A 1,210-nucleotide genomic window follows, 5' to 3' on the forward strand; every position below is an offset into this window, starting at 1 on the left:
AGAGGGTGACATCCCCGTACCGGCACGCGCTGCGAGGGCGCCCCGGTCCCTGAGTACGGCAGGACACGAGAAATCCGGTCGGAATCTGCGGGGCCCATCCCGCAAGGCTAAATACTCCCGGAAGACCGATAGCGCATAGTACCGTGAGGGAAAGGTGAAAAGCACCCCGCGAGGGGAGTGAAAGAGATCCTGAACCCGTGCGCCTACGAGCGGTCGGAGCCCCTTTATGGGGTGACGGCGTGCCTTTTGCATAATGAGCCTACGAGTCAGCGTCGCCGGCGAGGTTAAGCGCCTCAGGCGCGTGAGCCGGAGCGAGAGCGAGCCCGAACAGGGCGTTTTAGTCGGCGGCGCTGAACGCGAAACCCGGTGATCTACCCTTGTCCAGGCTGAAGTCGGCGTGACAGTCGATGGAGGGCCGAACCGATAGGCGTTGAAAAGCCTCCGGATGAGGCGAGGGTAGGGGTGAAAGGCCAATCAAACCGGGAGATAGCTCGTACTCCCCGAAATGCCTTTAGGGGCAGCCTCGGAGTCAAGTTCCGCGGAGGTAGAGCGACCGACAGGATGCGAGGGCTTCGCCGCCTATCAATTCCTGACGAACTCCGAATGCCGCGGCACGTTATCCGGGAGTGAGTCGGCGGGTGCTAATGTCCGTCGGCGAGAGGGAAAGAGCCCGGAGCGCCGGCCAAGGCCCCCAATAGCGGCCCGAGTTGCAGGAACGAGGTGGGCCCGCAGAGACAGCCAGGACGTTAGCTTGGAAGCAGCTATTCGTTCAAAGAGTGCGTAACAGCTCACTGGTCGAGCGGGCCCGCGTGGATGATGAACGGGCATAAGGCCGCAGCCGCAGCCGCGCGGTGCGAATAGCACCGGTAGGGGAGCATTCCGGACGGCGTAGAATGGCATCCGCGAGGTTGCCTGGAGCGTCCGGAAAAGAAGATGTAGGCATGAGTAACGACAATGCGGGCGAGAGCCCCGCACGCCGCAAGCCCAAGGTTTCCTGATCAACGTCATTCGGATCAGGGTAAGTCGGGTCCTAAGGGTCCCCCGAAAGGGCAATCCCGATGGAAGAATGGTCAAGATTCCATTACCCCCGTCTGTTTGCCGTGCGATGACGGAGAAGTGACACCGCCGCCGCGCGACGGAATGCGCGGTTTAAGGGAGGTAGGGGTTTTCCCCGAGCCCCGAAAGTACCGTTCCCCCTCGGGGGAGCGGA

The 1,210-nt window shown here is 62.2% G+C and carries 1 rRNA gene; it reads left to right on the forward strand.

The window, feature by feature from the left end:
• Positions 1-1,210: ribosomal RNA gene (locus tag B5F83_RS10440) — 23S ribosomal RNA — on the forward strand; the annotation flags it as partial.

The sequence above is a fragment of the Muribaculum sp. An289 genome (assembly GCF_002159555.1).
Lineage (GTDB): Bacteria > Bacteroidota > Bacteroidia > Bacteroidales > UBA932 > Merdivivens > Merdivivens faecigallinarum.